The following is a 3,183-nucleotide window of genomic DNA, read 5'->3' as shown; positions in this document are numbered from 1 at the left end:
GATTAGCCTGCCTTCAGTTGATCCCAATGCCCTGCGTCAATTCGCCGAAGGAGCCAAAGCGCCGCGCCCAAAACAGGAGCCAGCGCCTTGGTTAGCATTTAGTGCCGATGATTTACAGCGTCATTCGGTATCCATTCGGCTGAATGAATATCAACTCACCATGTTGCGGTTTATTGCCGAGCAGAATGATGTGAGCCAGCAAAAGATATTGAATCGCATCGTCTTACCGGAATTGGTGAAACAAGCGGAGGAATTATTGGGAGAATGACTGGCAATCGTTATGGTCAATGCAATTGCTTTGTCAGCGGCAGCAATAACTGTTGCTTGAGGCTACCGAACGTAATAAAGCCGTGATGCAAATAGAAGTTCGCCGCTTGATCGTCTTTCGCATCGACCACCAATGCAAATACCGCGACTTCTGAACGCATCGCTCGCGTAAAGGCATCCCATAGCAAAGCAGCACCAAGTTTCTGTCCACGCACATCTTGATGCACTGCCAGACGACCCAAACGCGCAACAGGAACAGTGTGATAACGCGGTAATCGTTTGGATAATGCGGCTGGCACTTCAGCCAATGGAACGCTACTGGCTGCCAAGGTGTAATAACCAGCAATGATTGCAGTGACGTTATCAACAGCGACATAACAAGCAGTCACCCGTCGCCGCACATCTTGGCTAACCCGTTCTCGAAAATACTGATCCAATGGTTCGACACCACTCAGGAAACCGCTGCGGTCATGTTGAGAGGTCAAGGTTTCAATGCGGTAACGGGCAGTCATGCGTCTTGGATCAACTCTGCATGAGCTTGTGCGGCGCGGTGCATTGCTAGAGTGAGTGGTGGCGGGTTAAGCAATAGATCAACAAACCGCTGCTGATCCTCAAGGGATAACCGAATGACGCTGGTTTCTGCAATGGTGCGGTGCGCGATCTCTTGTGCAGCAGCGACCACAAACTCGCTCAAGCTACATCCTTGGAGATCAGCGGCATGTTTAACGATAGCCAACACCTCGGGGGTAATGCGGGCTTCCAAACGGGCGCGACGGGTTGATTCTCTGGGCATCAGGACATCCTCGAAGTCTTTCCTTAAATGTACGGGATAAAGACGGACAGATCAAAACAATCAGAAAATATCGAGGTCAACATGCAACTCACTCGTGGTCAACGCTTACCACTTGCCACTCTAACGGGTTCGACTTTGCAACTTGGTGTTGCGCTGACAGGCATTAACGTTGACATCTCCTGCTTTGGTTTAGATGCGCAGGACAAGCTCAGTGATGAGCGTTACTTGGTGTTCTTCAATCAACCCAGCACACCCTGCGCTGGCATCACACAGATAGCACTGGCGGGATTCAACACCGGCTTTGCACTGGCACTGGATCGCTTGCCATCCAGCATTGTGCGCCTCGTCATTGTTGCTGCCAGTGCCGGAGCGGACACCATGCAGCAGTTATCAACGGGGCGCGTGGTGTTGCGTGCAGACGGACAGGATGCCGCGACCTTTACCTTTCAAGGTCAAGACTTCGCACAGGAACGGGCGGTCATGTTGCTTGAGTTGTATCGCAAAGACGACAGCTGGCGACTCGCAGTGATCGGTCAGGGATTCAATGGCGGTCTGGATGCAGTGATCCGGCACTTCGGTGGTGAAGTTGCTGAAGAGACACCAGCGCCCACGCGGGTATCACTGGAGAAACGACTAGAAACAGAAGCGCCGCATCTGGTCAGTCTCGCCAAAGCGGCCACCATCAGCTTAGAGAAGCAGGGACTGCACACCACTGTGGCTCGGGTTGGCGTGGTGTTAGATGCCAGCGGATCAATGCGGCAACAGTACAAAAGCGGACGGGTGCAAGAATTGCTGGAGCGGGTGTTACCGCTGGCACTGCATTTTGATGATGACGGCAGCCTCGATGTCTGGGCGTTTGACGATGAACCAATCGTGTTACCAGTGGCGACTACGCACAACATTCAAGGCTATGTTGACAGCGTTGCGGGTGGCTGGAAGCGTTGGGTTGGAGGCACCAACGACGAACCCAAGGTCATTCGGCAAGTGCTCGATCATTACCGGCAGAATCCTCACGCTCCACCAGCCTATGTCCTCTTTATCAGTGACGGCGGCGTTCATCAGAATCGCGCCATCACCGCCTTAATGGTTGAGGCAGCGCGTTATCCGATCTTCTGGCAGTTCATGGGTTTAGGTGGGCGTGGCTACGGGATTCTGGAGCGGCTCGACACCATGAGCGGGCGCGTAGTGGATAACTGTGGCTTCTTTGCAGTGGACGATCTGCACGATCTCAGCGCAGCGCAACTTTATGAGCAACTGCTGCAAGAGTTTCCGCACTGGCTACGGCGGGCACGAGATCAAGGGATTGTGCAATGACACTGCAACCCATCATCCTGCGACATGATCCCAGCACCGAGTTCTTCACTGCTGAACGTTGCTACATCACCGAGTTATCCAATTCAACTACTGATGAACAGATTTCAATTGCCAGCGCCCGTGTTGCGCCCGGCATCACCACCTGCTGGCATTCTCTGGCTGACACCGTTGAACGCTATGTCATTGTGTCTGGGCAAGGCGTGATTGAAATCGGTGATCTGCCACCGCAGCATTTAACTCGCTTTGATGTCGCCATCATTCCAGCCGGATGCAAACAACGCATCACCAACACTGGAACGATTGACCTGTTATTCCTTGCGCTATGCACACCGCGCTTCCTGCCCGATAGCTATAGCGAATGGACGAGCGTAGATGAAACCGCTGATCGTGATTGATAGCGGTATCGTTCCCAGTTAATTCACTGCACCGAATGCACATCGCCATTTAAGAATTACGCATTGATTGCATCTTGACAGTCGCGCAGTGATTCAAAAAGATAACCCGACTTTCTACCACCGCGTTATGCCGCAGTAATCAGGATTCACTGTGCTCAAGATTGCAGTATTCACGCAGTAACCGCTCCACAATCTCGGTCTCAGTCACGCGCCGTCTACTACTGGCGCTTTCCTGCAACGCTCTTAATTTCAAAGCACTCGCCACATCCCACTGAAGTCGAAATAATTTCTGCACAGTCGGTTCCGGCTTCGTGATTTCAACCATAACTGTTTGGGTGCGCGGCGTCTCTGCTGCACCGTCTAAAAACGCATTCGGGTCTTTCATAAACGCACTAACATCTGGCTTGAGTTTCA

The 3,183-nt window shown here is 52.4% G+C and carries 6 protein-coding genes; 3 read left to right on the top strand and 3 right to left on the bottom strand.

Features of this window, described 5'->3' with window-relative positions:
• Positions 1-268 (top strand): hypothetical protein (locus CKO12_RS13935; RefSeq protein ID WP_200155330.1); only part of this gene is annotated, 268 nt, incomplete at its 5' end.
• A gap of 16 nt (positions 269-284) precedes the next feature.
• Here CKO12_RS13935 and CKO12_RS13930 read toward each other — a convergent pair.
• Both CKO12_RS13930 and CKO12_RS13925 read right to left on the bottom strand, forming a co-directional pair.
• Positions 285-779: a GNAT family N-acetyltransferase gene (locus tag CKO12_RS13930; RefSeq protein WP_200155329.1), complete on the bottom strand. Its 495-nt coding sequence runs from the start codon at positions 777-779 to the stop codon at positions 285-287.
• On the bottom strand, positions 776-1,060 hold the full coding sequence (locus CKO12_RS13925) for a type II toxin-antitoxin system TacA family antitoxin (RefSeq protein ID WP_200155328.1): 285 nt from the start codon (positions 1,058-1,060) through the stop codon (positions 776-778). Before CKO12_RS13925 ends, CKO12_RS13930 begins: the two co-directional genes overlap by 4 nt.
• A gap of 81 nt (positions 1,061-1,141) precedes the next feature.
• Between CKO12_RS13925 and CKO12_RS13920 the strand changes: the two genes are divergently transcribed.
• The gene (locus tag CKO12_RS13920) at positions 1,142-2,374 is read left to right on the top strand and encodes a VWA domain-containing protein (protein WP_200155327.1); all 1,233 of its coding nucleotides are present in this window, start codon (positions 1,142-1,144) and stop codon (positions 2,372-2,374) included.
• On the top strand, positions 2,371-2,769 hold the full coding sequence (locus CKO12_RS13915; RefSeq protein ID WP_200155326.1) for a cupin domain-containing protein: 399 nt from the start codon (positions 2,371-2,373) through the stop codon (positions 2,767-2,769). Before CKO12_RS13920 ends, CKO12_RS13915 begins: the two co-directional genes overlap by 4 nt.
• A 139-nt stretch (positions 2,770-2,908) precedes the next feature.
• On the opposite strand, the gene CKO12_RS13910 is transcribed toward CKO12_RS13915, so the two are convergent.
• On the bottom strand, positions 2,909-3,183 hold a 275-nt coding region (locus CKO12_RS13910; protein WP_200155325.1), incomplete at its 5' end, for a hypothetical protein.

Origin of the sequence: Chromatium okenii (assembly GCF_016583745.1) — a bacterium.
Classification (GTDB): domain Bacteria; phylum Pseudomonadota; class Gammaproteobacteria; order Chromatiales; family Chromatiaceae; genus Chromatium; species Chromatium okenii.
The sequence above is the reverse complement of the archived record's forward strand: the minus strand, read 5'-3'. Positions and strand labels throughout refer to the sequence as shown.